This is a genomic window from Streptococcus sp. 2342 (assembly GCF_013276795.1).
Lineage (GTDB): Bacteria > Bacillota > Bacilli > Lactobacillales > Streptococcaceae > Streptococcus.
Genome location: NZ_VMLR01000001.1, coordinates 148,784 through 174,944, shown reverse-complemented (window position 1 = coordinate 174,944; position 26,161 = coordinate 148,784). Strand labels below are relative to the sequence as shown.

Genomic DNA, 26,161 nt, shown 5'->3' with positions numbered 1-26,161 from the left:
GACAAAGACTGACTTATATATGGGGAAAATCTTCTTTCAAGTGAGTTTTATCTTTATCCGGAACTAGAAAATAGCAATTATATCTACAAACTATATTCCATCGTGTGGAGGAGAGAGACTAGTTTGTATGATTAAGAATAACCTACTAGTAAAAAATAGATCATTTTTTAATATGAGATAAAAACCGATATTAAAAGCAATTTATTTCTATTTTTTAATATTTCATTGTATAATAGCAATATACGCAAATATCATGTGTCATCAGGTTAATACTATTAGAAAATCTTTTTAAACTACATCAGGCTAATATACAGACTCAAAACAGTATCGTGAGTAGCCTACGGCTAGTTCCCTAGTTTACGCTTTGATTTTCATCGAGAATAACCTTTCTATTTCAATTTTAAGGAGAAAATACAGAGTGAAAAAAATAATGCTAATTATCAATCCAACTTCTGGAGGAGAAAAAGCTTTAGATTACAAAGAGAAGCTGGAGAATAAAGCAAGAGAGTATTTTGATGATGTGGAAACTAAAATTACTCAAAAAGCTAAAGATGCTACAAATTTCGCAGAAGAAGCTGCTAGAGAAAGATATGAATCAATTCTAGTTTTTGGTGGAGATGGTACAGTCAATGAAGTTATTTCAGGGATTGCTGAAAGGGACTATATTCCTAAACTGGGAATTATACCAGGTGGTACTGGTAACCTGATTACAAAACTTTTAGAAATCAATCAAGATATTGACGGAGCTATTGAAGATCTGGATTTCAATTTAACTGATAAGATTGATATCGGAAAAGCAAATGGTCACTATTTTGGATATATCTTTAGTATCGGGTCTCTCCCTGAAGCCATTCATAATGTTGAAATTGAAGATAAAACGAAATTTGGTATCTTGGCTTATGCAGTTAATACCATGAAGTCTGTCATGACAGATCAAGTCTTTAACATTAAAGTTGAAACCGAAAATGGAAATTACCTTGGGGAAGCAAGTCATGTTTTAGTACTTCTAACAAATTATTTTGCAGATAAAAAAATCTTTGAAGAAAACAAGGATGGATATGCAAATATTCTAATTTTGAAAGATGCTTCTATATTCTCTAAATTATCTTTGATTCCGGATTTGTTAAAAGGAGATCTTGTAGAGAATGAAAATATTGAATATATAAAGGCACGTACTATTAAAATTTCTTCTGATATCGAATTAGAGTCGGATGTTGATGGCGATAAATCAGATAATCTACCAGTCGACATCAAGGTACTAGGACAACACATTGAAGTGTATTCCGTACCTAAGAAACAATCATAAAACTCAAAGCCTTGTTACCGAGGCTTTTTTTATGGCTCTTTGTCAACTGTAGTGGGTTGATGAAAAGCTAAGCTCGAGAAAGGACAAATTTCGTCCTTTCTTTTTTGATATTCAGAGCGATGAAAATCCGTTTTTTGAAGTTTTCAAAGTTCCGAAAACCAAAGGCATTGCGCTTGATAAGTTTGATGAGATTATTGGTTGCTTCCAGTTTGGCATTAGAATAGTGTAGTTGAAGGGCGTTGACAATCTTTTCTTTATCTTTGAGGAAGGTTTTAAAGACAGTCTGAAAAATAGGATGAACCTGCTTAAGATTGTCTTCAATAAGCCCGAAAAATTTCTCTGGTTCCTTATTCTGGAAGTGAAAAAGCAAGAGCTGATAGAGCTGATAGTGATGTTTCAAGTCTTGTGAATAGCTCAAAAGCTTGTCTAAAATCTCTTTATTCGTCAAGTGCATGCGAAAAGTAGGGCGATAAAAACGTTTATCGCTGAGTTTACGACTATCCTGTTGGATGAGTTTCCAGTAGCGTTTGATAGGCTTGTATTCATGAGATTTTCGTTCAAACTGATTCATGATTTGGACACGCAAACGACTCATAGCACGGCTGAGATGTTGTACAATGTGGAAGCAATCTAGAACGATTTTAGCACATGGGAGTGAAACAGTCTGGGAGACTGTTTCAGCCTGAGCCTAGAAATTCGAAAGCGAAGCTGTTTAGCTAAGTCATAGTAAGGGCTAAACATATCCATAGTAATGATTTTCACCTGACAAGGAACGGCTCTATCGTAGCGAAGAAAGCGACTTCGAATAATAGCTTGTGTTCGTCCCTCAAGAACAGTGATGATATTGATATTGTCAAAATCTTGCGCAATGAAACTCATCTATCCCTTGGTAAAGGAGTACTCATCCCAAGACATAGTCTTTGGAAGCCGAGAAAAATCATGCTTAAAGTGAAAGTCATTGAGCTTTCGAATGACAGTTGAAGTTGAAATGCCAAGCTGATGAGCAATATCGGTCATAGAAGTTTTTTCAATCAGCTTCTGAGCAATTTTTTGGTTGATGATACGAGGGATTTGATGATTTTTCTTTACTAGAGGAGTCTCAGCAACCATCATTTTTGAGCACTGATAGCAGTTAAAACGGTGTTTTCTAAGGAGAATTCTAGTAGGTATACCAGTTGTTTCGAGGTAAGGGAGCTTAGATGGTTTTTGAAAGTCATATTTCTTCATTTGACTTCTGTACTCAGGGCAAGACGGGGCGTCATAGTCCAGTTTAGCGAAGATTTCTTTGTGAGTATCCCTATTAACGATATCTATAATTTGGATATTTGGGTCTTTGATATCAAGAAGTTTTGTGATAAAATATAATTGTTCCATAGGATTCTTTCTAATGATGGTTTTGTCGCTTTTCATTATAGATCTTATGGGACTTTTTTTCTACAACAAAATAGGCTCCATAATATCTATAGGGGATTTACCCACTACAAATATTATAGAGCCTTTTTTATTATGTGATTTTCAGTAGCCAGATTTATTCTATCTAATACAAGTAAAGCTAAGTATTTAAGATTTAGTAGATGATGAAGAAAAGAAAGGATGTCCTAAATATTTTAACAGATTTACGAGGCTAATCATGGTATAATAAAAGGTAATGAAAAATTCCAACGAGGCTGAGATGAAATTACTTTATACTGATATTCGGACTTCTTTGACAGAAATTCTAACCAGAGAGGCGGAGGAGCTAGTTGCTGCTGGCAAGCGGGTCTTCTACATCGCCCCCAACTCTCTTTCTTTTGAAAAGGAACGTGCCGTGCTGGAATGCTTGTCCCAGCAGGCTTCTTTTGCGATTACCGTCACGCGCTTTGCGCAGATGGCTCGTTACCTGGTCTTGAATGACTTGCCTGCCAAGACTAGTCTAGATGACATCGGTCTTGGGATGGCCTTTTACAAATGCCTGGTCGAACTTGATCCCAAGGATTTACGTGTTTATGGTGCTATCAAGCAGGATCCTCAATTTATCCAGCAGTTGATTGATCTTTACCACGAGATGACCAAAGCTCAGATGAGTTTTTTGGACTTGGAGAGTTTGACGGATGAGGACAAGAGGGCTGATTTACTCTTGATTTTTGAGAAAGTAACGGCCTATCTTAACCAAGGGCAGTTAGCTCAGGGAAGTCAGTTATCCCATTTGATTGAGGCTATTGAGAATGACAAAGTTAGTAGTGATTTTACTCAAATCGCCTTGGTTATTGATGGATTTACCCGTTTTTCTGCCGAAGAAGAGCGAATTGTGGACTTACTTCACGGCAAGGGTGTTGAGATTGTCATTGGGGCTTATGCTAGTAGGAAAGCTTATACCAGTCCTTTTAGTGAGGGCAATCTCTACCAAGCCAGTGTGGAGTTTCTCCATCATCTAGCTTCTAAATACCAAACGCCTGCTCAAGACCGTTCTCAGACTCATGAGAAGATGGATAGTTTTGACAAGGTCTCTCGTTTATTGGAATCGTCCTATGACTTTTCAGAACTTTCCTTGGAAATTGATGATAAGGACCGTGAAAACTTACAAATCTGGTCTTGCTTGACGCAAAAGGAAGAGTTGGAGCTAGTAGCCCGTAGCATTCGTCAGAAATTGCATGAGAACTCAGACCTGAGCTACAAGCATTTTCGTATTCTCTTGGGGGATGTAGCTTCTTATCAGTTATCTCTAAAAACGATTTTTGACCAGTATCAGATTCCTTTCTATCTAGGTAGAAGCGAATCCATGGCTCATCATCCCTTGACACAGTTTGTAGAGTCTATTTTGGCTTTAAAACGCTATCGTTTCCGTCAGGAGGATTTGATAAACCTTCTTAGAACAGGTCTGTATACCGATCTTAATCAGGCTGATATTGATGCTTTTGAGCAATATATCCGCTATCTTGGTATCAATGGCTTACCATCCTTTCAGCAAGCCTTTACCAGATCCCACCATGGAAAATTTAATCTGGAACGTTTAAATACTTTTCGTCTGCGTATTTTAACACCTCTTGAAACTCTCTTTGCCAGTCGAAAACAGAAGGCTGAAAATCTCTTGCAAAAGTGGAACTATTTTCTAAAAGAAGGAGCTGTGACCAAGCAGTTACAAGATTTGACAGCCACTATGGAAGCTGTAGAAAAGGAAAGACAAGCTGAAGTTTGGAAGGCTTTCTGTCATGTTTTAGAACAATTTGCGACTGTTTTTGCTAGTTCACAGGTTAGTCTAGAGGACTTTCTAGCCTTGCTCCATTCTGGAATGAGCCTATCTCAATACCGTACCATTCCAGCGACAGTGGACACCGTTCTGTTGCAGAGCTATGATTTGATTGCTCCTCTGACAGCTGACTTTGTCTACGCCATTGGGCTGACTCAGGATCATTTACCAAAAATTGCGCAAAACACTAGTCTTTTGACTGATGAAGAAAGACAAAGTCTAAACCAAGCGACTGAAGAGGGGGCTCAATTACTGATTGCCAGCAGTGAAAATCTCAAGAAAAATCGCTACACTATGCTTTCCTTGGTCAATTCTGCTCGTAAGCAGTTGGTTTTGTCGGCTCCAAGCCTTTTTAACGAAAGTGAAAGCAAGGAATCAATCTATCTTCAAGAGTTGGTCCATTTTGGATTTAGTCGAAAAGAGAAGAGGATGAATCACAAAGGGCTGTCTAAGGAGGATATGGGCTCATATCACAGTCTTTTGTCCAGTCTGGTTGCCTATCACCAGCAGGGCGAGACGAGTGATAGGGAGCAAGATTTGACCTTTGTCAAGGTTCTGGCGCGTGTGATGGGTAAAAAACTAGAACTGCAAGGTCTGGAAAATCCAGCCCTCTCAACCAGTCCAAGCAGTAAGCAGTTGGCTAAGGACACCTTACAAGCTCTCTATCCTACTGATCAGGAGTTTTACCTGTCTACCTCTGGTTTGACGGAGTTTTATCGGAACCAATACAGTTATTTCCTACGTTATGTTTTAGGCTTGCAGGAAGAATTGCGCCTGCGTCCAGATGCCCGTAGTCACGGGAATTTCTTACACCGTATTTTTGAACGAGCCTTGCAGTTGCCTGACGAAGATTCTTTTGACCAACGTTTAGAACAAGCTATTCAAGAAACCAGTCAAGAACGCGAATTTGAAGCTATTTATCAAGAAAGTTTGGAAGCCCAGTTTACCAAGGAAGTTCTGCTTGATGTTGCACGGACGACTGGCCATATTCTCCGACACAATCCAGCCATCGAAACCATCAAAGAGGAAGCAAATTTTGGCGGAAAAGAGCAAGCCTTTATTCAATTGGACAATGGTCGCAGTGTCTTTGTACGAGGTAAGGTGGACCGGATTGATCGTTTGAAAGCTGATGGGGCGATCGGAGTAGTAGACTACAAGTCTAGTCTAACTCAGTTTCAGTTTCCTCATTTCTTTAATGGTCTTAATTCCCAACTGCCAACCTACCTAGCTGCCCTAAAAAGAGAGGGGGAGCAGAACTTTTTCGGTGCCATGTATTTGGAAATGACTGAACCTGTCCAATCTCTGATGGCCGTTAAAAGTTTGGCTGGAGCAGTAGTAGAAGCCAGCAAGTCTATGAAATACCAAGGTCTCTTTTTAGAAAAAGAAAGCAGTTATTTAGGCGAATTTTACAACAAAAATAAGACTAATCAGCTGACGGATGAGGAATTTCAGCTCCTACTGGACTACAATGCCTGTCTTTACAAGAAAGCAGCTGAGAAGATTTTAGCAGGTCAGTTCGCCATTAACCCTTATACTGAAAATGGCAGAAGTATTGCACCGTATGTTCAGCAACATCAAGCCATCACAGGATTTGAAGCCAATTACCACTTGGGCCAAGCCCGTTTCCTAGAAAAGTTGAACTTGGCTGACGGCAAACGTCTGGTCGGAGAGAAACTCAAGCAAGCTTGGTTTGAAAAAATAAGAGAGGAGTTGAATCGATGAAGTCTATTCCCTTTTTAACTGAGGAGGAGATTCAAAAACTGCAAGAAACTGAAGCAAATTCGAGCAAGGAACAAAAGAAAACTGCCGAGCAAATTGAAGCCATCTACACTTCTGGTCAAAATATCCTGGTTTCAGCGTCGGCTGGTTCTGGTAAAACCTTTGTTATGGCCGAGCGTATTCTGGATCAGTTAGCGCGTGGTGTCGAAATTTCTCAACTCTTTATCTCAACCTTTACCGTCAAGGCTGCCACAGAGCTTAAGGAACGTTTGGAGAAAAAAATCAGCCAACAAATCCAAGAAACGGATGATGTCGAGCTCAAACAACACTTGGGTCGTCAGTTGGCTGATCTACCCAACGCTGCCATCGGAACCATGGACTCTTTCACACAAAAATTCCTTGGTAAACACGGCTATCTACTTGATATTGCACCTAATTTCCGTATTTTACAAAACCAAAGCGAGCAACTTCTTCTAAAAAACGAAGTCTTTCATGAGGTCTTTGAAGCCCATTACCAAGGTAAACAGAAAGAGACCTTTAGTCATTTGCTGAAAAACTTTGCTGGACGTGGCAAAGATGAACGGGGGCTGCGACAGCAGGTCTATAAAATTTATGACTTCCTCCAATCCACCAGCAATCCTCAGAAATGGTTAAGTGAATCTTTTCTCAAAGGCTTTGAAAAAGCTGATTTTAGCAGTGAAAAAGAAAAACTGACCACACAAATCCAGCAAGCCCTTTGGGATTTGGAAAGCTTTTTCCGTTATCATCTGGATAATGATGCCAAGGAGTTTGCAAAGGCTGCTTATCTAGAGAATGTTCAGTTGATTTTAGATGAAATTGGCTCCTTAAATCAAGAGTCCGATAGTCAGGCTTATCAGGCAGTACTTGCGCGTGTTGTCGCCATTTCGAAAGAAAAAAACGGTCGAGCTTTGACCAATGCCAGCCGTAAGGCTGATTTGAAGCCACTGGCCGATGCCTACAACGAAGAGAGAAAGACCCAGTTTGCTAAACTAGGACAACTAGCAGACCAGATAACCATTCTCGACTATCAAGAACGTTATCATGGAGAGACCTGGGAACTAGCTAAAACCTTCCAATCTTTCATGAGGGATTTTGTGGAGGCTTATCGTCAGCGTAAGCGCCAGGAAAACGCCTTTGAATTCGCTGATATTAGCCATTATACCATTGAGATTTTGGAGAATTTTCCGCAAGTCCGTGAGGCTTATCAGGAGCGCTTCCATGAAGTCATGGTAGACGAGTATCAAGATACCAACCATATTCAAGAACGGATGCTGGAATTACTTTCTAATGGCCACAACCGCTTTATGGTGGGAGATATCAAGCAGTCCATCTATCGTTTCCGTCAGGCAGACCCGCAGATTTTCAATGAAAAGTTCCAACGCTATGCGCAAAATCCAAAAGAGGGCAAGCTCATTCTCCTCAAGGAAAATTTCCGTAGTAGTTCAGAAGTGCTATCAGCAACCAATGATGTTTTTGAACGCCTTATGGATCAAGAAGTCGGAGAAATCAACTATGATAACATGCACCAGCTTGTTTTTGCCAATACCAAACTGACTCCCAATCCAGACAATAAGGCAGAATTTCTCCTCTACGACAAGGACGATACAGGTGAGGAAGAAGAGAGTCAAACAGAAACGAAACTAACTGGTGAGATGCGATTAGTTATCAAGGAAATCCTTAAACTCCATAGAGAACAAGTTGTTGCCTTTAAAGAAATCGCCCTTCTGACCTCCAGTCGCAGTCGTAATGATCAGATTCTCCTCGCCCTGTCTGAGTACGGGATTCCTGTCAAAACTGACGGAGAGCAAAACAATTATCTCCAATCCCTAGAAGTGCAAGTCATGCTAGATACCCTTCGTGTCATTCACAATCCCCTGCAAGACTACGCCTTGGTTGCCCTTATGAAGTCTCCAATGTTTAGCTTTGACGAGGACGAGTTAGCACGTTTATCTCTTCAGAAAGATGAGGACAAAGTTCAAGAGAATCTCTATGAGAAACTGGTCAATGCTCAAAAACTGGCAAGCAGTCAAAAGGACTTGATTCACACAGCTCTAGCTGAAAAACTAAATCAATTCATGAATATCTTGGATTCTTGGCGCCTGTATGCCAAAACCCACTCCCTCTATGACCTGATTTGGAAGATTTACAACGACCGTTTTTACTACGATTATGTTGGAGCTTTGCCAAATGGACCTGCTAGACAAGCTAATCTCTATGCCCTAGCACTGCGTGCTGATCAATTTGAAAAGAGCAATTTCAAGGGCTTGTCGCGTTTTATTCGTATGATTGACCAAGTCTTAGAAGCCCAGCACGATTTGGCAAGCGTGGCTGTTGCACCGCCAAAAGATGCAGTAGAGCTCATGACCATTCACAAGAGTAAAGGGCTGGAGTTTCCTTACGTCTTTATCCTCAATATGGATCAAGATTTCAACAAGCAAGACTCTATGTCAGAAGTCATTCTCAGTCGTAAAAATGGACTAGGTGTCAAGTATATTGCCAAGATGGAGACGGGAGCAGTGGAAGATCACTATCCTAAAACCATCAAACTCTCCATTCCTAGTCTGACCTATAGGCAGAACGAAGAAGAATTACAGCTGGCAAGCTATTCAGAGCAGATGCGTCTGCTGTATGTTGCCATGACGAGGGCTGAGAAAAAGCTCTATCTTGTCGGCAAGGGATCTCGTGAAAAGCTGGAAGCCAAGGAATACCCAGCAGCTAAAAATGGAAAACTAAATAGCTCTACTAGACTACAAGCAAGGAATTTCCAAGATTGGATTTGGGCTATCAGTAAAGTATTTGCCAAGGATCATCTCAACTTTAGCTATCGTTTTGTTGGTGAAGATCAGTTGACCAGAGAAGCTATCGGAGAGTTGGAAACCAAGAGTCCTCTCCAAAATAGCTATCAAGCAGACAATCGTCAGTCAGAAACCATTAAAGAAGCTCTTGAAATGCTAAAAGAGGTGGAAGTTTATAATATACTTCATCGCGCAGCCATTGAACTTCCTAGTGTTCAAACCCCAAGTCAAATCAAGAAATTCTACGAACCCGTTATGGATATGGAAGGTGTCGAGATTGCAGGTCAAGGCCAGTCAGTAGACAAGAAAATTAGCTTTGATTTACCAGATTTTTCAACCAAAGAAAAGGTAACTGGAGCTGAGATTGGTAGTGCTACCCACGAACTCATGCAGAGAATTGACCTCAGCCAGCGACCAACGCTTGCTAGCCTGACAGAAACTCTCAAACAAGTTCAAACCAGCCCAGCTGTTAGGGACAATATCAATCTTGCTAAAATTCTTGCATTCTTTGACACAGCACTCGGTCAGGAAATTATCGCTAATACCGACCATCTTTATCGCGAGCAACCCTTTTCCATGCTCAAAAGAGACCAAAAGAGTCAGGAAGACTTCGTTGTCCGTGGAATCCTTGATGGCTATCTACTTTACGAAGACAAAATTGTTCTGTTCGACTATAAGACAGACCGCTATGATGAACCAAGTCAACTCATGGACCGTTATCGTGGTCAGTTAGCCCTATACGGAGAGGCTTTATCTCGAGCCTATTCGATTGAAAATATTGAAAAATACTTGATTTTACTAGGTAAAGACAAGGTTCAAGTTGTAAAAGTATAATCTAGAAAGGAGACCTCATGACACTTCCAGTTAGAAAATCCCTGCATGATGCGGTTTTACAGGCTTCAAAAGCTGATACTTGGGAACAAGCTACCAAGGAATGGAATGAAGTTTCCTTGATTTTTAACGGTATCGGCCGTAGCAATTGTGTCTGTGGAAATGCTATCAAATACGCTTATGAACTCTTTAACGGTGTCACAGGCCAACGCCTCTTTCCAATTGGTAGCGACTGTGTTCGTCATTTTCATCGATTGACCCTTGAACAGCAATTGGAAGAGGAAGAAAAACTACTCAGAAAGGTTGAAAATCTGACCAGAAAATCCCAGAAAAAGGAAAAAATCAAGGTTAACAAAAGTGACTTTGACGAGCGTCTTCTAAAGTGGCTCTGGGAAAAAGGTGTTTTTAAACCCAATCGTGGCAATCAGTTCTCACCTGAGAAAGACTACCAGCTCTTCCTAGAAGTCTTTCAAGGAGGAAGTTGGACCAAGGCGGAGCCAAAGAAAAAGGCTCGGATGGAAGAAGTGCTTGAAAAGTGTATCAAACCCTTTTTACTTGGAAAACCAGATGACCAACTCTACCTTGTCAAACTAGGAAAAGATAAAATTGACTACGAACAAGAACTCCGTATTCAGGCAGAGAAAGAGCGCAAGAAGAGGGATAAAATCGCCAAGCAATATGCAGACAATCTGGTTCTAGCTATGGGCCCAGCAGAGCGGGCTTATCAAGATTACTTTGGCTTTACAGAGACACTGACTCAAGAAGAACGCAAGTGGGAGAAAATTCTTTTTGGTAAAAATCGGACAGAACGGGCTATCAAGGCCAAACAATACCAAAAAGAGTTGGAAAAAGATCAACGAATTGCCGGTCAGGATCCAATTGAAAGAAAGCAGAAGCAGACCTGGCTCCTCAATTCCTATTTTCGTAAGCTTCCTGAAGAAAAAGCCCGATTTGCTCGCCTCTTATTAGAATATCGAAAAAGCGGAGAAGTTCCCTTTTCAACCCAATACCTGTCAGATCATCTGCTCGACTTTTTATATAAAATGAAAGCCTTTGAATTTGAAATTGCACCAGAACAAGTTCGAGACTTTTTAAAAGAAAGCCTTCAGACAGAACATCTATCCTCAGCACAAGAAAGCTGGATAGAAGGAATTCTCCTCAACTGCATCAAATCATTTTTAGAACGATTATTGATATGAGTAACACCTACCGTGGAAATTCCATGGTAGGTGTTATTGTATCCCCAAAATAATATAAAACAAAGTATGAAAACGCTACGCAATTTTAAGACTTTTCGGTAAATAAATAGTATAATTAAGGTATACTGCCTTTTTTATAGATAATACACTAATATAATAAAAGTCTTTGTAACATCTATAAATTGTATTTCAAGGAGGAATCATGGAAAAATATTTTGGTGAAAAACAAGAGCGTTTTTCATTTAGAAAATTATCAGTAGGACTTGTATCTGCAACGATTTCAAGTTTATTTTTTATGTCTGTATTAGCTAGTTCATCTGTGGATGCTCAAGAAACTTCAGGAGTTCACTATAAATATGTGACAGAGTCAGAGCTATCATCAGAAGAAAAGAAGCAGCTTGTCTATGATATTCCGACATACGTGGAGAATGATGATGAGACTTATTATCTTGTTTATAAGTTAAATTCTCAAAATCAACTGGCGGAATTGCCAAATACTGGAAGCAAGAATGAGGTGCAAGCCTTAGTTGCTGGTGCTAGCTTAGCTGCTCTGGGAATTTTAATTTTTGCTGTTTCCAAGAAAAAAGTTAAGAATAAAACGGTATTACATTTAGTATTGGTTGCAGGAATAGGAAACGGTGTTCTTGTATCGGCTCATGCTTTAGAAAATCATCTTTTGCTAAATTACAATACGGACTATGAATTGACCTCTGGAGAAAAATTACCTCTTCCTAAAGAGATTTCAGGTTACACTTATATTGGATATATCAAAGAGGGGAAAACTACTTCTGATTCTGAAGTAAGTAATCAAAAGAGTTCAGTTGCCACTCCTACAAAACAACAAAAGGTGGATTATAATGTTACACCGAATTTTGTAGAGAATCCATCAACAGTACAAGCTATTCAGGAACAAACACCTGTTTCTTCAACTAAGCCGACAGAAGTTCAAGTAGTGGAAAAACCTCTCTCTACAGAATTAACCGATCCAAGAAAAGAAGAGAAACAATCTTCAAATTCTCAATCACAATTAGCAGAACATAAGAATCTAGAGACGAAGAAAGAGGAGAAGGTTTCTCCAAAAGAAAAGACTGGGGTAAATACATTAAATCCACAGGATGAAGTTTTATCAGGTCAATTGAACAAACCTGAACTCTTATATCGTGATGAAACTATAGAGACAAAAATAGATTTTCAAGAAGAAATTCAAGAAAATCCTGATTTAGCTGAAAGAACTGTAAGAGTCAAACAAGAAGGTAAATTAGGTAAGAAAGTTGAAGTCGTCAGAATATTCTCTGTAAACAAGGAAGAAGTTTCGCGAGAAATTGTTTCAACTTCAACGACTGCGCCTGTTTCAAGAATAGTCGAAAAAGGTACTAAAAAAACTCAAGTTATAAAGGAACAACCTGAGACTGGTGTAGAACATAAGGACGTACAGGCGGGAGCTATTGTTGAACCAGCAGTTCAACCAGCTTTACCAGAAGCTGTAGTAAGTGATAAAGGCGTACCAGAAGTTCAGCCTGAGTTGCCAGAAGCAGTTGTGACTGATAAAGGTGAAGCGGAAGTTCATGAGAAGCCTGACTATACGCAACCAATAGGTGCAAACCTTGTTGAGCCTGAAGTTCATGAGAAACTAGAATACACTGAACCTGTAGGTACAACAGGAGTAGATGAAAATGGAAACTTGATTGAGCCACCTGTTATCGACATTCCAGAGTATACTGAACCAATATCTACAGTTTCAGAAGTTGCATCAGAAAGAGAAGAGTTGCCTTCTTTACATACCGATATCCGGACCGAGACTATTTCTAAAACGACTATAGAAGAATCTGATCCTACCAAATTTATAGGCGATAATTCTGTTAAACAAATTGGTGAGGATGGCGAACGTCAAATTGTTACTAGCTATGAAGAGTTACATGGCAAAAAAATTAGTGAACCAGTTGAAACAGTAACTATCTTGAAAGAAATGAAGCCTGAAATTCTTGTAAAAGGTACAAAAGAAAAGCCTAAAGAAAAAACGGCTCCTGTTTTGACTTTGGAGCGAACAGATACAAATGTATTAGACCGCTCCGCAAATCTTTCTTATCATTTGGTTAATACAGATGGAGTCAAGATCAATAAAATTACTGCGACAATTAAAGATGGAAATGAAATTGTCAAAACAGTAGATTTAACTTCAGAGCAATTAGATAAGCAGGTAGAAGATTTAAAATTCTACAAAGACTATAAGATAGAAACCACTATGACCTATGACCGTGGTAAGGGAGAAGAAACTGCAACATTAGAAGAGAAACCACTTCGCTTGGATTTGAAAAAAGTTGAGTTGAAAGATATTGCAAACACCAGTCTCGTACAAGTAAACGAAAGCGGTGTCGAAAGCGATAGTAATCATTTAACTTCTCTTCCAAGTGATGTTAACAACTATTACTTAAAAGTAACCTCAAGAGAAAACAAAGTGACTCGTTTAGCAATTGATAAGATTGAAGAGGTCATTGAAGAAGGTAAGCAGCTTTACAAGGTAACGGCAAAAGCACCTGACTTAGTTCAACGTGATAAAGACGGTAAGTTAAGAGACATTTACACTTATTATCTTGAAAAACCGAGGGCTACCGAGGATAAGGTTTATTACAATTTCCATGATTTAGCAAAAGATATGCAAGCAAATCCTACCGGTGAGTTTAAACTTGGTGCAGATTTGAATGCAGTTAACGTTAAGCCAGCAGGTAAAGCTTATGTTATGGCTAAGTTTAGAGGTACTTTATCAAGTGTAGAGAACCATCAGTACACGATTCATAACTTAGAAAGACCTTTGTTTAATGAGGCTGAAGGTGCTACACTTAAAAACTTTAACTTAGGTAATGTAGATATCAATATGCCTTTGGCTGATAAAGTTGCACCTATTGGTAATATGTTTAAGAAATCTACCCTTGAGAATATCAAAGTAGTAGGTTCAGTAACAGGAAATAACGATGTAACCGGTGCTGTTAATAAGTTAGACGAAGCTAATATGCGCAATGTAGCTTTTATTGGTAAGATTAACAGTCTTGGAGATAAAGGCTGGTGGTCTGGTGGACTTGTCAGCGAAAGTTGGATAAGTAACGTTGATAAAGCTTACGTTGATGCTAAGATTAGTGCCAATAAATCTAAATATGGTGGTTTAATTGGTAAACTAGATCATGGTATTGACTCGATGACAGTAGGTAAAAAAGGATTTCTCCGAAATGCTGTAATAAAAGGTACTATGAATTTGATTCAGCATGGCGAAAGTGGAGGTGTAATTCATAACAACTTTAACTGGGGTGTTATTGAAGACGTCGTAACAATGCTTAAAGTAAATAATGGTGAAATTGTCTATGGTTCACCAGCCTTGAATGATAATGACCAATATTTTGGATTAGATAATATCAAACGTGTAAATTATGTAAATGGTGTTGCAAGTGGTTTATCTTCCTACAAACATTCAAATCGTATTACTGGTATCTCTCAAGCCGAAGCAGATGCTAAAATCGCTAAGATGAATATCACAGCCAACACCTTTACTATTCAAGATCCTGTCGTAAACAAGTTAAATCGTATCGTTGATAGAGATTCTGAATATAAAGCGATTCAGGACTACCAAGAAACAAGAAACCTAGCTTATCGAAACTTGGAAAAACTGCAACCATTTTATAACAAAGAGTGGATTGTAAACCAAGGGAATAAGTTAACAGATGATTCCAATCTTGTTAAGAAAACTGTTCTGTCTGTAACAGGTATGAAAGCAGGGCAATTTGTCACTGATTTATCGGATATTGATAAGATTATGGTTCACTATTCTGATGGTACAAAAGAAGAGTTAGCTGTAACTGCTAAAACTGACTCTAAAGTAGCTCAAGTAAAAGAGTATGATGTAGCAGGTCAAAACATTGTCTATACTCCAAATATGGTTATGAAGAATCGTAACCAGTTAGCAAGCGGTATTAAAGAGAAGTTAGCTAGTGTTACCTTACTTTCAGATGAAGTTCGTGCTTTGATGGATAAACGTGAGAAGCCTTGGCAAAACACTCCTGAGAAGAAGACTGAGTACATTAAAGGATTGTATTTAGAAGAAAGCTTTGAAGAAGTAAAAGGAAACTTAGAAAAACTTGTTAGTCAGATTTTAGAAAATGAAGATCATCAGTTAAATGGTGGGGAAGTAGTTGAGCGTGCTTTACTCAAGAAAGTAGAAGATAATAAAGCTAAAATCATGATGGGGCTGGCCTACTTAAATCAATATTATGGTTTTAAATACGATGAGTTATCAATTAAAGATATTATGATGTTTAAACCTGATTTTTATGGTAAGAATGTTGATGTTTTAGATTTCTTAATCAAAATTGGTTCAAATGAAAGAAATGTTAAAGGAGATAGAACTTTAGAAGCTTATCGTGAAACTATAGGTGGAACAATCGGAATAAATGAATTAAATGGATTCTTACATTACAATATGAAGCTATTCACTAACCATACAGATATAAATGACTGGTTTAAGAAAGCTATTGAAAAGAACGCGTATGTAGTTGAACAACCATCAACGAACCCTGCATTTGCCAACAAAAAATATCGTCTATACGAAGGAATTAATAATGGGCAGCATGGGCGTATGATTTTACCTCTTCTTAACTTGAAAAATGCACATTTATTTATGATTTCAACGTATAATACTATCTCATTTAGTTCGTTTGAAAAATACAACAAAAATACTGAAGAAGAACGTGAAGCCTTTAAAAAAGAGATTAATCTACGTGCCAAAGAGCAAGTTAATTACTTAGATTTTTGGTCACGTCTTGCTACTGATAATGTCCGCGATAAACTTCTTAAGAGTCAAAATGTAGTTCCAACTCCTGTATGGGATAATCATAACGCTCCAGGTGGCTGGCCTGATAGATTTGGCCATCGAAAAGATAAACCGGATTATGCACCTATTCGTGAATTCTTTGGGCGTATTGATAAGTATCATGCTTATAAACCTGGATATGGAGCCTATGCTTACATCTTTGCTGATCCACAGCCTATGGATGCTGTATATTTTGTTATGTCGAATTTAATAAGTGAATACGGCACATCTGCCTTTACACATGAAACTACCCACGTAAATGACCGAATGGCATATCTGGGAGGCCATAGACATCGACAAGGTACAGACCTTGAAGCATTTGCTCAGGGTATGTTACAAACTCCAGCAGAACACGGACATCAAGGTGAATACGGCGCACTTGGATTAAATATGGCATTTGAACGTCAAAATGATGGTAACCAATGGTACAATTATAATCCTGATAAACTTAAAACTCGTGAAGATATTGATCGCTACATGAAGAACTACAATGAAGCGTTAATGATGTTGGATTATGTTGAAGCAGATGCTGTAATTCCAAAATTAAATGGTGACAATAGCAAGTGGTTCAAGAAAATTGACCGTGAAATACGTCGACCAATGGATAGAAATAAACTAAGTGGTCCTCACCAATGGGACAAAGTGCGTGACTTAAATCAAGAAGAGAGTTCTAAGAAATTATCAAGTATTAACGATTTGGTTGATAATAACTTTATGACCAAACATAATAATCCAGGTAATGGTATATTCCGACCAGAGGACTTTAGGCCTAATTCAGCATATGTTAATGTTCAAATGATGGCTGGTATTTATGGTGGTAATACAAGTAAAGGTGCCCCAGGTTCATTATCATTTAAGCACAATGCCTTCCGTATGTGGGGTTACTATGGATACGAACATGGATTCATTGATTATGTTTCAAGCAAACATCAAGGCGCCGCTAATAACGACAATAAAGGTCTCTTAGGTGATGATTTCATTATTAAGAAAGTTTCTAAGGATAAATTCAATAATCTTGAAGAGTGGAAAAAAGAATGGTTCAAAGAGGTTAAATCAAAAGCAGAAAAAGGATTTGAAACTATTGAAATTGATGGTCGTCAAATTACCAACTATACACAATTGAAGGATATCTTTGTTAAAGCAGTTGAAGAAGATTTGAAGAAACCAGATGACTTCTCTCACACTGTTGCTCTTAAATCTAAGGTATTCAAAGCCCTTCTTAAAAACACAGACGGTTTCTTTAATAAACTGTTTAAAGAAGACATTTAAATGTTTAAAATATAAAGAGGACAGTTTTTTGCTCCCTCTGAAAAGTCACCATTTGATGGCTTTCAAAAAGCACCTCAAAAAGGTATTGCCAAGTTGCAATACCTTTTTTTGAGGCTCTTTTGTCTTGTTCTTGTTTCAGACGATACCACATGATGTACTGTTTTGCTTCATTTTACTATAAAAGGACTTAGTCTTGTGCAGTACAGAACTAAATCCTTTCAATAATTATTTGTGCAACTTTTTGGGGTTAGTAAAGAGAAGCTCGTTTTTGTTCATTCTCTTTCTGCGTCAAGTCTCTTAGTCTTTATTTTCGTATGGCAAGATCAAGTTCAAGATGATTCCTGTCATGGCTGATAGGGCAGTTCCTGAAAGGGTAACTGGACCAAGTTTAAGGATAGCTCCTCCAAGTCCAAGGACCAACATAGCACTTGCGATGATTAGGTTACGCATTTGAGCGAAATCAACACGTTCTTTGATCAAGACTTTCAAACCGTTGCTGGCGATAACTCCATAGAGAAGAATTGACATACCACCAAGTACAGAGTTTGGAATAGTTGAAATCAAGGCAGTGAATTTGCCAAGGAAGCTAAGGGCAATTGCGATGAAGGCAGCGTTACGGATAACTGAGACAGAAGCGATACGAGTCATACCGATAACCCCTGTATTTTCTCCATAAGTTGTATTGGCTGGTCCACCAAGGAAGGCAGAAACAGAAGTTGCGATACCGTCACCAAGAAGAGTACGGTGAAGACCTGGTTCTTTCAAGAATTGACGGCCACAGATTTGACCCAAAACAGTATGGTCGCCGATGTGTTCAGAAATTGTTACGATAGCGATTGGCAAGATGGCAATGGTTTCTGGACCGAAGTAAAGATTGTATTCTTTAAAGGCACCACCTGTGCTAAATGGCAAGTAGAAGCCAGGGATTTCAAACCAGTTAGCTTTTAGAACTGGTGTAAAGTCAACCAATCCAAGAGTTAGTGCGAAGAGGTAACCACCGATAATGGCAAAGAGGAATGGAATGATTCGTAGGAAGCCTTTTCCTTTTGTATTGATAAAGGCAGCAATCAAGAACGTAACAACGGCTACCAGAGCATTTTTCCAATTTCCGTCTGCTACAAGCCCTGCATTGGTAACAGCTGAACCTGCAAGTCCAAGACCGATAACGATGATCATAGGACCGATAATGATTGGTGGCAAGAGTTTATCAATCCATTTTGTTCCTACAAATCGGATGCTGGTAGCAACAAGGACATAGACCAAACCAGTCAAGATAACCCCTGTTTGGGCAGCAGATACATCACCACCCATTTCTTTCATAGCCAGTGACATAGCTGTGATAAAGGCAAATGAAGAACCTAGATAAACTGGAACTTTAAATCCAGTAGCAATCATGTAGATGAGTGTCCCGACACCTGAAGCAAAAAGGGCAACAGATACGGGCATTCCCAAAATCAATGGTACCAAGATGGTCGCACCAAACATGGCGAAAACGTGTTGGAAACTAAGGAGAATTCCTTTTCCAGCCGAAGGACGTTGGTCAACGTCTAGTAACAAATCAACAGTTGATTCTTGTTTCATATAAACCTCACTTTTGGGCATCAAAAAAGAGCCCATTATTTTACAGCAATAGGCCCTCAGAGTAAGACTTCTTTAAAATTTAGATTTTAAAGAGTTTCAAATATTTCTGCGTCTTCGTCACCTCACGGGATGACATTAAAAACCTTTGCTTGTGATAGTATAGCAAAAATTGCAAACTTTGTAAATATTTTTTTACTAAAAAGATTAAAGCGGGCGTTTATTTGGCATGCCAGCCTTACGTGGATATTTATTTGGTGTTTCCTTTTTCTTTTCTACCACTGTGATGTAACGCGGATCTCCATTTGGTAGGGCGTAGCTGAGATTGTCTTCGACCTTACTAAAAAGGAGGTTGAGGGCATTCTTAGCTTCTAATAATTCCTCAGGAGCATTGCTGGCCTTGAGCGCCAATAGTTTTCCGCCAACTTTAAGGTAGGGAATAGTCAATTCAGATAAAACCTGCATGCGGGCAACCGCACGAGCTGTTACAAAATCATATTGAGCACGGAAGTTCTTGTCTTGGGCAAAATCTTCGGCACGTCCATGGTAGAAATGAACACCGTCCAAATCCAGTTCTTGAGCCAAAAGTTGGAGGAAGTTGATGCGCTTATTTAGAGAATCAATGATAGTTACATTTAACTGAGGATAGAGGATTTTCATTGGTAGACTAGGAAATCCTGCCCCAGCTCCAATATCAAGAAGTTTGATAGTTTCATTAGGAATCAAACCTTGAAGGATGGGTGCAATCGAATCGTAAAAATGTTTGAGATAAACTTCATCCTTGTCCGTAATGGCTGTTAAATTAATCTTTTCATTCCACTCGACCAAGAGTTCAAAATAACGTTCAAATTGTTTTTTTTGCTGGTACGAAAGTGGAAGATTTTGCTCGGCAAGCAAGTTGTAAAATGTTTCTGGTTTCATAGTTATTTCCTTCTTTAGTATCATCTTATTTTACCACAATCATAAAAAATTTGATATACTGGTACTAATCTAAAAGCAGAAAGGACTTATATCATGACTTGGATTATTCTTGGAGTTATCGCTCTTATTGTTATTTTTGTGATTGTTAGCTATAACGGTTTGGTTAAGAATCGTATGCAAACAAAGGAGGCTTGGAGCCAGATTGATGTTCAGTTGAAACGTCGAAATGACCTCTTGCCAAACTTGATTGAGACTGTAAAAGGTTATGCTAAATATGAAGGTTCTACCCTCGAAAAGGTGGCAGAACTTCGTAACCAAGTGGCGGCAGCGACTTCACCAGCAGAAGCTATGAAAGCTAGTGATGCCCTTACTCGTCAGGTTTCAGGTATTTTTGCAGTTGCAGAAAGCTATCCAGATTTGAAAGCTAGTACAAACTTTGTTAAATTGCAAGAGGAGTTGACAAACACAGAAAATAAAATTTCTTACTCTCGTCAACTCTACAACAGTGTTGTAAGCAACTACAATGTAAAATTAGAAACTTTCCCAAGCAATATTATCGCTGGAATGTTTGGATTTAAAGCAGCAGATTTCCTTCAAACACCAGAAGAGGAAAAGGCAGTTCCTAAAGTTGATTTTAGCGGTTTAGGTGACTAAGATGTTGTTTGATCAAATTGCAAGCAATAAACGAAAAACCTGGATTTTGTTGCTGGTATTTTTCCTACTCTTAGCTCTTGTTGGCTATGCGGTTGGTTACCTCTTTATGCGTTCTGGGTTTGGTGGTTTGGTTATCGCACTGATTATAGGCTTTATCTATGCCTTGTCCATGATTTTTCAATCGACAGAGATTGTCATGTCTATGAATGGCGCGCGTGAGGTTGATGAGCAAACGGCACCAGACCTCTACCATGTAGTGGAAGATATGGCTATGGTCGCTCAGATTCCTATGCCCCGTGTTTTCATCATTGATGATCCAGCCTTAAATGCCTTTGCGACAGGCTCTAACCCTCAAAACGCAGCGGTTGCTGCGACATCAGGTCTCCTAGCTATCATGAATCGTGAAGAACTAGAAGCTGTTATGGGACATGAAGTCAGTCATATTCGTAATTACGATATCCGCATTTCGACTATTGCTGTTGCCCTTGCTAGTGCTATCACCATGCTTTCTAGTATGGCAGGTCGTATGATGTGGTGGGGTGGAGCAGGTCGCAGACGAAGTGACGATGATCGAGATGGAAATGGATTAGAAATTATTATGCTCGTGGTTTCCCTACTAGCTATTGTGCTGGCCCCTCTTGCTGCAACCTTGGTGCAACTAGCTATTTCTCGCCAGAGGGAATTCCTAGCTGATGCTTCCAGTGTCGAGTTGACCCGCAATCCACAAGGAATGATCAATGCTCTACATAAGTTGGATAATAGTAAACCAATGAGTCGTCCTGTTGATGATGCCAGCAGCGCACTTTATATCAATGATCCCAAGAAAGGGGGAGGGTTCCAAAAACTTTTTTATACCCACCCACCTATCTCAGAACGGATTGAACGTTTGAAACAGATGTAAAATTTGCCTATACAATCCTAAAAAATGAGCATTCTCGTAGTTGGAGATGCTCATTTTCTTATATAGATTAGACTCAGAAATCAATTTGTTAGGATCCAACTTATATTCTTCGAAAATCTCTTCAAACCACGTTAGCTTCACCTTGGAGTAGATATATGTTACTGACTTCGTCAGTTCTATCCACAACCTCAAAACAGTGTTTTGAGCTGACTTCGTCAGTTCTATCCACAACCTCAAAAACATGTTTTGAGCTGACTTCGTCAGTTCCATCTACAACCTCAAAGCAGTGCTTTGAGCTGTCTACAGCTAGCTTCCTAGTTTGCTCTTTGATTTTTATAGTCTATTTCGGAAAACTTCGTACATGAGAATGGCCGCAGCAACACTGGCATTGAGACTTTGAACATGTCCATTCATCGGAATGGTAATCATCTCATCAACCTGTTTTTTGATGTTACTAGAGATACCTTTTCCTTCATTTCCGATGATGAGGGCGATTTTCCCTTTTGTATTCCACTTGTGGCACGGAGTACCATTCATATCCGTTCCAAAGGTCCAGAATCCTTCATCCTTGAGTTTGTCCAGAGTTTGGCTCAGATTGGTTACTCGGGCAATTGGAACGTGTTCAATAGCACCTGTGGCCGTTTTGGCAACGACAGGAGTTACTCCGACAGCACGGTGTTTGGGAATGATGACACCTGAAACATTGGTCGCATCAGCGGTTCTTAAGATGGAGCCTAGGTTGTGAGGGTCAGTTAACCCGTCCAGAATCAATAGCAAAGGATTTTCTTCTTGACGCGTTTTGGCAAGAATGTGATCTAGCTCGCTATAGGCAAATTCAGACACTCGTAGAACAAAACCTTGGTGGACAGCACCTTCAGTCATCTCAGAAAGGGATTTTTTTGAAGTCCAAGAAATGGACACCTTCTTTTCTGTAGCCAGTTCTTTGACTTTCTCAACATTCTTACCTCGGAGATCTTCTTGGAGGTAAAGTTTGTTTCCTGTGTTTGCAAGGAGGGCTTCGGTAACGGCGTGGACGCCATAGACAATATCATTTGTTTTCATGCCTCTATTATAACACAAAACCCCGTCTTGCAACGGGATTTTCTTTATTCTAGAATTAGTAAACCATCTTTAACTGCAAATGGGTCTTTTTCATTGATGCGATCGTAAAACATGATTCCGTTAATGTGGTCAATTTCATGCTGAACAACGATGGAATTATATCCTTTAAGTTTGATACGGTGTTTTTCTCCATCTTTGTCAAAGTAATCAACAGTAACGCGGGCATGGCGAACAACATAGCCAGGCACGTTGCGGTCAACAGACAGGCAACCTTCTCCTTCACCAAGAGCAGCGTCTTGAACAGAGTGAGAGACGATTTTTGGATTGTACATAATGGCTTGTAAGTCGTAGGCTTCCTGTGGCGTTTCGCCTTCTTCAACAATATTTGGCACCAAAACAGCGATAATGCGTTTTGAGATATCCAACTGAGGAGCAGCCAGTCCAACCCCACCGCGGAGTCCCATCTGTTCAGCCATGACGGGATCTTGGGAATGTTTAAGGAATTGCATCATCTTTTCGCCTAGGATGATTTCCTGGTCAGACAAGGGAAAAGTGACTTCCTCAGCAACCGCGCGTAGAGTAGGATTCCCCTCGCGGATAATATCGTTCATATCAATTAAGTGAGCAGCTTTTGTAATACGTTCTATAGCAGACATTTTCTCTCCTTTCATTACCTCTACATGATAACACAAAATGACAAGGATTGAAAGTGTTATAGCCTTTAGGATTTATAGAAAATAGATAGGAAGTTCAATTCATACTCAATGAAAATCAAAGAGCAAACTAGGAAGCTAGCCGCAGGTTGCTCAAAAAACTGTTTTGAGGTTGCAGATAGAACTGACGAAGTCAGTAACATATATACGGTAAGGCGACGCCGACGTGGTTTGAAGAGATTTTCGAAGAGTATCAATTGTGAAAGAATTACTTATCTATGATATAATAAAAAGAAAAGGCTTGCATAAGAAAGTAGGGAGAATGAAGATGCAAAGAAGACAAGGTAGAAATCAGGGTGGTTTAGCTTTTCGTTTTATGAAGGGCTTGGTAAACTTTTTTAGGAGTTATCGCAGGTGGAGCAATAAAGGATTTGTGGCGATACTCTTGCTAGCAGTTGCTTTATCAATGGGCTTGGTCTTGTTGTTTGAAAGTTTCCAAGGAATCCCTTTAACCAGTCAAAAACGAGATACTATTTCTCAAGAGGGGACTAAGCAAAAGTCTCAGGAGCAGGAAGAGGAAAAAACTGCCAGAATTATGGCCAACGGAGATTTGCTCTACCACGATGGACTTTTCTTTTCAGCTAAAAAAGGAGACGGTACCTATGACTTTCATGAGAATTTTGAGTATGTTACTCCTTGGCTTAAGCAAGCAGACTTAGCTATTGGTGATTTTGAAGGAACCATCAATAAGGATCATTATTTAGCAGGTTATCCTCTCTTTAATGCTCCTGCTGAAGTTATGGATGCCATTAAGGATGCAGGTTATCATGTGCTGGATTTAGCTCATAATCATATTTTGGATTCGCAAATTGAGGGAGTTATTTCAACGGCCGATATTATTGAGAAAGCTGGAATCACTCCAATCGGAGTTTATACGCATGAACCACGTGATCAGGCTCCGCTGGTCATTAAGGAAGTGAATGGTATCAAGGTTGCTCTTTTGGCCTATTCCTATGGTTTCAATGGAATTGAGCAGTATATTTCTCAGGAAGACTATAATCGTTATCTTTCAGATTTAAACGAAGATAAGATGAAGGATGAAATTGAACGGGCAGAGAAGGAAGCAGATATCACCATTATCATGCCTCAGATGGGTGTTGAGTATCGATTGGAACCAACTGAGGAACAAAAAGCTCTTTATCACAAGATGATTGATTGGGGAGCGGATATTATCTTTGGAGGTCATCCACACGTAGTTGAGCCATCTGAAACGGTTGAAAAAGATGGAGAAAAGAAACTCATTATCTATTCAATGGGGAACTTCATTTCCAATCAACGAATTGAATCTATGGGAGATGAAGAAAATGCTAAGTGGACTGAACGTGGCGTTCTCATGGACGTGACCATTAAGAAGAAGGATGGAAAAACAACTATCGGAACAGCTAAAGCTCATCCTACTTGGGTCAATAGAACACCAAAGGGAACCTTTTCACCAGAAGGCTATCCTTTATATCATTATCAAACCTATATCTTGGAAGATTTCATAGAGGGTGGCAGTCATCGTGACCAGTTAGATGAAGCGACTAAGGAACGAATTGATACAGCCTATAAAGAAATGAACGAACATGTGGGATTGAAGTGGGATTAGCTTGAATCCAGAGGGAAGTAAATGACGATTAAAGTAATTGCGACAGATATGGATGGGACCTTGCTGGATGCTAGAGGCCAGCTGGATCTCCCACGATTGGAAAAGATTTTAGATCAGTTGGATCAAAAGGGTATTCGTTTTGTCATCGCGACGGGCAATGAAATTCACCGCATGAGGCAACTACTGGAGCACTTGGTCGATAGAGTGGTTCTGGTTGTTGCCAACGGTGCTCGTATTTTTGAAAACAATGAACCGATTCAGGCTCAGACTTGGGATGATGCCATTGTCGATAAGGCTTTGGCTCATTTCAAGGATCGAGCGTGTCAGGACCAGTTTGTTGTGACGGGCATGAAGGGTGGTTTCGTCAAAGAAGGTACGATTTTTACAGATCTTGAAAGTTTTATGACTCCAGAAATGATTGAAAAATTCTACCAACGGATGCAGTTTGTGGATGAATTAACCTCTGACCTCTTTGGTGGTGTGCTCAAGATGAGTATGGTTGTTGGTGAGGAACGTTTGAATTCGGTCTTGGAAGAAATCAATGACCTCTTTGATGGCCGTGTTCGGGCTGTATCCAGTGGCTATGGTTGCATTGATATCCTCCAAGCTGGAATTCATAAAGCATGGGGCTTGGAAGAATTACTCAAGCGCTGGGACTTGACCTCCCAACAAATCATGGCTTTTGGCGATAGTGAAAATGATGTTGAAATGCTTGAAATGGCTGGAATTGCCTATGCGATGGAAAATGCTGATGATAAGGCCAAAGCTGTTGCGACGGCTCTAGCGCCAGCCAATAGCCAAGGAGGAGTTTATCAAGTCTTGGAAAACTGGTTAGAAAAAGGAGAATGAAGTGGCAGTACAGTTATTAGAAAATTGGTTACTAAAGGAACAAGAAAAAATCCAAAACAAGTATCGTCACTTAAATCAGGTTTCTGTTGTAGAGCCAGACATTCTTTTTATTGGGGATTCCATTGTCGAGTATTATCCTCTACAGGAGCTATTTGGGACTGCAAAGACAATTATCAATCGAGGCATTCGTGGCTATCAGACAGGGCTGTTACTTGAGAACCTCGATGCGCATCTGTACGGTGGAGCAGTAGATAAAATTGTCCTTTTAATTGGGACAAATGATATCGGAAAAGATGTGCCTGTGAATGAGACTCTCAATAATCTCGAAGCTATCATACAGTCTATTGCTCGTGATTATCCATTGACAGAGATAAAATTGCTTTCTATTTTGCCAGTCAATGAGGGAGAGGAGTACAAGCAGACAGTCTATATCCGCTCGAATGAAAAAATTCAGAACTGGAATCAAGCCTATCAAGAACTTGCTTCTGCCTATATGCAGGTGGAATTTGTGCCAGTTTTTGATAGTTTGATAGACCAAGAAGGTCAACTAAAAAAAGAATATACAACTGATGGATTGCACCTTAGTGTCACTGGTTATCAGATTTTGACAATATCTTTGAAAGACTATCTTTTGTAGTTAATTAATTTCTTTTTTGCATTTTTGAGTTAGATAA

Annotated in this window: 14 protein-coding genes and 1 pseudogene; 10 read left to right on the top strand and 5 right to left on the bottom strand. The window is 39.4% G+C overall.

Annotation, left to right across the window (positions count from 1 at the left end):
- Positions 1 to 418 precede the first annotated feature (418 nt).
- Entirely contained in the window at positions 419 to 1,306 is an 888-nt protein-coding gene (locus tag HT689_RS00760) for a diacylglycerol kinase family protein (RefSeq protein ID WP_057487685.1), read from the top strand.
- 67 nt (positions 1,307 to 1,373) lie between these two features.
- On the opposite strand, the pseudogene HT689_RS00755 reads toward HT689_RS00760, so the two are convergent.
- Positions 1,374 to 2,680: pseudogene (locus HT689_RS00755) on the bottom strand (transposase).
- Between the two features lie 298 nt (positions 2,681 to 2,978).
- Here HT689_RS00755 and rexB point away from each other — a divergent pair.
- The 4 genes from rexB (at position 2,979) to HT689_RS00735 (ending at position 17,221) form a co-directional block, all read left to right on the top strand.
- Complete coding sequence (gene rexB / locus HT689_RS00750; protein WP_173225916.1) at positions 2,979 to 6,254, top strand: ATP-dependent nuclease subunit B; 3,276 nt, start codon at positions 2,979 to 2,981, stop codon at positions 6,252 to 6,254.
- A complete protein-coding gene (gene addA / locus HT689_RS00745) occupies positions 6,251 to 9,901 on the top strand; it encodes a helicase-exonuclease AddAB subunit AddA (protein WP_173225918.1) in 3,651 nt (1,216 codons plus the stop codon). Before rexB ends, addA begins: the two co-directional genes overlap by 4 nt.
- A gap of 17 nt (positions 9,902 to 9,918) precedes the next feature.
- Positions 9,919 to 11,097, top strand: coding sequence for a hypothetical protein (locus tag HT689_RS00740; protein ID WP_173225920.1), 1,179 nt, complete (start codon positions 9,919 to 9,921; stop codon positions 11,095 to 11,097).
- 202 nt (positions 11,098 to 11,299) lie between these two features.
- Positions 11,300 to 17,221, top strand: coding sequence for an SIALI-17 repeat-containing surface protein (locus HT689_RS00735; protein WP_173251701.1), 5,922 nt, complete (start codon positions 11,300 to 11,302; stop codon positions 17,219 to 17,221).
- A 297-nt stretch (positions 17,222 to 17,518) separates the two neighbouring features.
- On the opposite strand, the gene HT689_RS00730 is transcribed toward HT689_RS00735, so the two are convergent.
- Together HT689_RS00730 and rsmG are read right to left on the bottom strand one after the other, a co-directional pair.
- A complete protein-coding gene (locus HT689_RS00730) occupies positions 17,519 to 18,802 on the bottom strand; it encodes a solute carrier family 23 protein (protein ID WP_054381824.1) in 1,284 nt (427 codons plus the stop codon).
- Positions 18,803 to 19,006: 204 nt separating this feature from the next.
- The gene (rsmG, locus tag HT689_RS00725) at positions 19,007 to 19,720 is read right to left on the bottom strand and encodes a 16S rRNA (guanine(527)-N(7))-methyltransferase RsmG (protein ID WP_173225924.1); all 714 of its coding nucleotides are present in this window, start codon (positions 19,718 to 19,720) and stop codon (positions 19,007 to 19,009) included.
- Between the two features lie 93 nt (positions 19,721 to 19,813).
- Between rsmG and HT689_RS00720 the strand changes: the two genes are divergently transcribed.
- Together HT689_RS00720 and htpX are read left to right on the top strand one after the other, a co-directional pair.
- Positions 19,814 to 20,374: a LemA family protein gene (locus HT689_RS00720; protein WP_173225926.1), complete on the top strand. Its 561-nt coding sequence runs from the start codon at positions 19,814 to 19,816 to the stop codon at positions 20,372 to 20,374.
- Between the two features lies 1 nt (position 20,375).
- The gene (htpX, locus tag HT689_RS00715; protein ID WP_173225928.1) at positions 20,376 to 21,275 is read left to right on the top strand and encodes a zinc metalloprotease HtpX; all 900 of its coding nucleotides are present in this window, start codon (positions 20,376 to 20,378) and stop codon (positions 21,273 to 21,275) included.
- Positions 21,276 to 21,608: 333 nt separating this feature from the next.
- Here the strand turns inward: htpX and rlmB are convergent, their stop codons facing one another.
- Both rlmB and def read right to left on the bottom strand, forming a co-directional pair.
- Complete coding sequence (gene rlmB / locus HT689_RS00710) at positions 21,609 to 22,337, bottom strand: 23S rRNA (guanosine(2251)-2'-O)-methyltransferase RlmB (protein WP_000855742.1); 729 nt, start codon at positions 22,335 to 22,337, stop codon at positions 21,609 to 21,611.
- 44 nt (positions 22,338 to 22,381) lie between these two features.
- Positions 22,382 to 22,993: a peptide deformylase gene (gene def, locus HT689_RS00705; protein WP_173225930.1), complete on the bottom strand. Its 612-nt coding sequence runs from the start codon at positions 22,991 to 22,993 to the stop codon at positions 22,382 to 22,384.
- Between the two features lie 325 nt (positions 22,994 to 23,318).
- Here def and HT689_RS00700 point away from each other — a divergent pair, with 325 nt between their 5' ends.
- The 3 genes from HT689_RS00700 to HT689_RS00690 are packed head-to-tail and all read left to right on the top strand — an operon-like array spanning position 23,319 to position 26,124.
- Positions 23,319 to 24,638 (top strand): CapA family protein, encoded by a 1,320-nt coding sequence (locus tag HT689_RS00700; RefSeq protein WP_173225931.1) that lies wholly within the window; start codon positions 23,319 to 23,321, stop codon positions 24,636 to 24,638.
- Between the two features lie 21 nt (positions 24,639 to 24,659).
- Positions 24,660 to 25,487 (top strand): HAD family hydrolase, encoded by an 828-nt coding sequence (locus tag HT689_RS00695; RefSeq protein WP_173225933.1) that lies wholly within the window; start codon positions 24,660 to 24,662, stop codon positions 25,485 to 25,487.
- A 1-nt stretch (position 25,488) separates the two neighbouring features.
- The gene (locus tag HT689_RS00690; protein ID WP_173225935.1) at positions 25,489 to 26,124 is read left to right on the top strand and encodes a GDSL-type esterase/lipase family protein; all 636 of its coding nucleotides are present in this window, start codon (positions 25,489 to 25,491) and stop codon (positions 26,122 to 26,124) included.
- Positions 26,125 to 26,161 lie beyond the last annotated feature (37 nt).

What these genes read in the sequence shown, in the direction of transcription:
- rexB (WP_173225916.1), top strand. Translation starts at nt 2,979, where the DNA reads ATGAAATTACTTTATACTGATATTCGGACTTCTTTGACAGAAATTCTA.
- addA (WP_173225918.1), top strand. Translation starts at nt 6,251, where the DNA reads ATGAAGTCTATTCCCTTTTTAACTGAGGAGGAGATTCAAAAACTGCAA.
- HT689_RS00740 (WP_173225920.1), top strand. Translation starts at nt 9,919, where the DNA reads ATGACACTTCCAGTTAGAAAATCCCTGCATGATGCGGTTTTACAGGCT.
- HT689_RS00735 (WP_173251701.1), top strand. Translation starts at nt 11,300, where the DNA reads ATGGAAAAATATTTTGGTGAAAAACAAGAGCGTTTTTCATTTAGAAAA.
- HT689_RS00730 (WP_054381824.1), bottom strand. Translation starts at nt 18,802, where the DNA reads ATGAAACAAGAATCAACTGTTGATTTGTTACTAGACGTTGACCAACGT.
- rsmG (WP_173225924.1), bottom strand. Translation starts at nt 19,720, where the DNA reads ATGAAACCAGAAACATTTTACAACTTGCTTGCCGAGCAAAATCTTCCA.
- HT689_RS00720 (WP_173225926.1), top strand. Translation starts at nt 19,814, where the DNA reads ATGACTTGGATTATTCTTGGAGTTATCGCTCTTATTGTTATTTTTGTG.
- htpX (WP_173225928.1), top strand. Translation starts at nt 20,376, where the DNA reads ATGTTGTTTGATCAAATTGCAAGCAATAAACGAAAAACCTGGATTTTG.
- rlmB (WP_000855742.1), bottom strand. Translation starts at nt 22,337, where the DNA reads ATGAAAACAAATGATATTGTCTATGGCGTCCACGCCGTTACCGAAGCC.
- def (WP_173225930.1), bottom strand. Translation starts at nt 22,993, where the DNA reads ATGTCTGCTATAGAACGTATTACAAAAGCTGCTCACTTAATTGATATG.
- HT689_RS00700 (WP_173225931.1), top strand. Translation starts at nt 23,319, where the DNA reads ATGCAAAGAAGACAAGGTAGAAATCAGGGTGGTTTAGCTTTTCGTTTT.
- HT689_RS00695 (WP_173225933.1), top strand. Translation starts at nt 24,660, where the DNA reads ATGACGATTAAAGTAATTGCGACAGATATGGATGGGACCTTGCTGGAT.